Source organism: Vibrio ordalii ATCC 33509, from assembly GCA_000257205.1.
GTDB lineage: Bacteria > Pseudomonadota > Gammaproteobacteria > Enterobacterales > Vibrionaceae > Vibrio > Vibrio ordalii.
Map to the genome: position 1 here is coordinate 1 of AEZC01000087.1, position 3223 is coordinate 3223.

Below are 3223 nucleotides of genomic sequence, written 5' to 3' on the forward strand. Positions count from 1 at the left end.
ACCATTAAAGAAGCTAAAAACGGGTTTACAAATTCAGCGCGCATAACCTTCTTCTACTGTTTTTATACTTTCAGACTTGAGGAACACGTTTGGCAAACACCGTGGGATTCAATAACGTGATTAACGATGTTAAAACCGTGTTTCTCAGCGTTGCTTGCTAGCAAGGCTATCAGACTATCATCTTGAAGTTCAATAACATTACCGCATTCGTCACAGATTAATAGGTGTGAAAAATGCTTATTAGCATTACAAGAGCAACATGAAATAAAGCTATTTGTTGACTCCACTCTATGAATAAAGCCTTGTTCTAACAAAAAGTCCAGAGCACGATACACAGTCGGTGGTTTCGCTTGGGGCTCGCTTTGCTTTAAATCTTCAAGTAATTCATAAGCACTGGACGATTTTTTGCTTGAACAAATCAGTTCAAACACTCTCTTTCGTTGAGAAGTTAGTCGTACACCTCTCGCTGCGCATAGTTCTTCTATTTGTTTCGTTAGCTTGTGGTCCAAATTCATCACCATAACCATTGGACTTTAATAATAATATACTATTTCCAGGTTAATAGCCTTGTAGCCTACAACATTTTCTGGAGTTAGTTAGCGATGTGATCGTTGTTTGCAACGAAAATAGTACTTAAATTACCTTATATCGATGCAAAACGATACAGAAGAAGAACTGTTGGCGCTATAAACTCGAAGCGATTACAATGCCAAACTTTGTTTTTGGCTGTAAGTTTAGCCATTGAAACTGACTGAATTGGGATATTTAAATCATGACTCACCCTTGTAGGCTATCAGTAGCACCCATGCTTGATTGGACAGATCGCCACTGCCGATACTTTCATCGCTTGCTGTCCTCGCAAACGTTACTGTATACCGAGATGGTCACGACAGGCGCGATCATTCATGGTAAAGGGGACTTCTTGGCTTACAACGAGGAAGAACACTCAGTAGCGTTGCAATTGGGTGGTTCAAATCCACAAGATCTCGCTCATTGTGCCAAACTCGCCCAGCAGTATGGGTATGATGAAGTTAACCTCAATGTGGGTTGTCCGTCCGATCGTGTCCAGAATGGTCGTTTTGGTGCTTGTTTAATGGCTGAGCCGCAACTGGTGGCGGATTGCGTTGCAGCGATGAAATCAGTCGTTGATATTCCGGTAACCGTGAAGACGCGCATTGGTATTGATGACATGGATTCTTATGAATTTTTGACTGATTTTATTTCATTGGTATCAGAGAAAGGGGGCTGCGAACAGTTTACTATTCATGCGCGTAAGGCGTGGCTTAGTGGTTTGAGCCCAAAAGAGAACCGTGAAATACCGCCGTTAGATTACTCACGGGCATATCAGCTGAAAAAAGATTTCCCACATTTAGTCATTGCTGTGAATGGCGGTGTCAAAACCTTAGCTGAAGTCAGTGAGCATTTACAGCATCTTGATGGTGTAATGATTGGCCGGGAAGCTTATCAAAGCCCTTATTTGTTGGCGGAAGTGGATCAGACCATTTTTGGCATGGATACTCCGATTAAAAAACGTTCTCAAATTATTGAAGAGATGTTTCCTTATATTGAACGTCAATTAGCTCAGGGGTCTTACCTTGGCCATATTACCCGCCATATGTTAGGTATGTTCCAAAATATGCCAGGTGCTCGTCAATGGCGACGTTATATCAGTGAGAATGCGCATAAGCCCGGTGCGGGAATTGAAGTCGTGCAAGCGGCATTGGCAAAAATTCCGAAAGAGTTGAATGTGTAAAAATTACCAACTTAAGTGGTGATTTTTACCAATAATAGCAAGGCTAAATGACTCGGTGTTATTTGGCTTTTTTATTGAAATAAATATTGCTTTTCAAGCTCTTGATTGGCCAAAAAACGGTGATTTTTTAGTCTTGACTTGAAATAAGGTGTGGTAAAGCCAAGTTGGCTCGATATCTGCTGGTGGTAAGGGAAACGGAGGAAAACATCATGTTTGAACTTATTTTCTTATTGGTTTTTATTGCAACTTTATTGGCGACAGGCATCACTTTGGTGACTGTGCTTATTGCGACGGTCATGGGCTTTATCGTATTGGCATTACTAGGCATGATTGGAGTGATGTTTAAGCTACTACCTTGGATCATTGTGATTGTTTTGGGGGTCTGGTTCTTCCGTCATGTGGTGTACACCCCTCGCTAATGTGACAGTCAACGAAATGTTAACTCATTTCAGGAATATGCTATTATCAAGTTCAATTAAGAAGATGCATTAGTAGTGAATAAATTGGGAGCAATAGGGATGAATAAACCAACTTGGGTAGCGTTGGTCAGTGTGGCAATGATGATGTCAACTGCATCGGTTCAAGCAGAATCATTTTATCGTGGAGAGGTCGGCGCTGACATGTGGTGGGGCAGCACTAAAATCGACAATACTCGTCGTGATGATGTGAAGGTGCCTTCAATCCACGTTGCTTTTGAGCATCAGCTACCTTATTTACCCAATGCGAGTATTCGTTATACCACGCTTGAGGCGGATTATGCGTCCTTTGATAAGTACGACTATACCTTGTATTACAATCTGTTAGAGCGACAGTTAATGTCGTTCGATGCGGGTGTTACATTCACTCAATATAGCGGTTCTCAATATCAAGCACCAGATAGCTTGAAATACAGTTTCGATAAGACGACTTTTAACTGGTATGCCTATGCCACAATTAAAGTTCCCAATACTCAAGTTGATGTGATTGGGCAGTTTGATTTTGGTGATAGTGGTGGAATTAAAAGCGCAGATGTACTAGCGGGTTTGCAGTATTCCATACCTATTCGTACCGGCAATGTCGCATTGCGTGGCGGCTATCGTGTGATTGATCTTGAATTCACGGAACTTGACCCAAAGACGAAAAACTCATTTGTCTTTGTTGATGGTTGGTTCTTGGGAGCTGAATTTCAATTTTAAGTATCGATTCGATACTTACGCGCTAAATGCATTTCCATAAAACGCTACCTCTACAAGGTGGCGTTTTTTATAACTGACAATTATATTATTGCGCAATTTCTTAGCAGAATAAGCAAAATGTACCATGCTTAATTTACGAGTCAATAATGTGGAAATGGTGTGGTGATGACAATTACCGAGTTAAGGGACTTGTATCGTGAGAACAAGCTTATCGAAGCCATTATTGAACCTTCTTTCCAAGAAGGGCATTGGATAGTCGAGTTTCGGCATTGCCGTGGTGGGTTCGTGCTATTAA

General features: G+C 41.3%; 4 protein-coding genes. 3 read left to right on the top strand and 1 reads right to left on the bottom strand.

Features of this window, described 5'->3' with window-relative positions:
• Window positions 1-62: 62 nt before the first annotated feature.
• Window positions 63-521 carry a zinc uptake transcriptional repressor Zur gene (gene zur / locus VOR_RS0106425; protein ID WP_029626954.1) on the bottom strand — a complete coding sequence of 153 codons (459 nt, stop codon included), beginning with the start codon at window positions 519-521 and terminating at the stop codon, window positions 63-65.
• Between the two features lie 251 nt (window positions 522-772).
• Between zur and dusA the strand changes: the two genes are divergently transcribed.
• The 3 genes from dusA to VOR_RS0106445 all read left to right on the top strand — a co-directional run bounded on the left by dusA (window position 773) and on the right by VOR_RS0106445 (window position 2928).
• Window positions 773-1753, top strand: a complete 981-nt coding sequence (dusA, locus tag VOR_RS0106430) for a tRNA dihydrouridine(20/20a) synthase DusA (RefSeq protein ID WP_010318899.1) — start codon at window positions 773-775, stop codon at window positions 1751-1753.
• Between the two features lie 209 nt (window positions 1754-1962).
• Window positions 1963-2172, top strand: a complete 210-nt coding sequence (gene pspG, locus VOR_RS0106440; RefSeq protein ID WP_010318900.1) for an envelope stress response protein PspG — start codon at window positions 1963-1965, stop codon at window positions 2170-2172.
• 99 nt (window positions 2173-2271) lie between these two features.
• Complete coding sequence (locus VOR_RS0106445; RefSeq protein WP_010318901.1) at window positions 2272-2928, top strand: TIGR04219 family outer membrane beta-barrel protein; 657 nt, start codon at window positions 2272-2274, stop codon at window positions 2926-2928.
• Window positions 2929-3223: the final 295 nt, after the last annotated feature.

Bases quoted from the DNA above. Each gene is read 5' to 3' on its own strand.
- VOR_RS0106445 (WP_010318901.1), top strand. From the start codon at position 2,272: ATGAATAAACCAACTTGGGTAGCGTTGGTCAGTGTGGCAATGATGATG.
- pspG (WP_010318900.1), top strand. From the start codon at position 1,963: ATGTTTGAACTTATTTTCTTATTGGTTTTTATTGCAACTTTATTGGCG.
- dusA (WP_010318899.1), top strand. From the start codon at position 773: ATGACTCACCCTTGTAGGCTATCAGTAGCACCCATGCTTGATTGGACA.
- zur (WP_029626954.1), bottom strand. From the start codon at position 521: ATGGTGATGAATTTGGACCACAAGCTAACGAAACAAATAGAAGAACTA.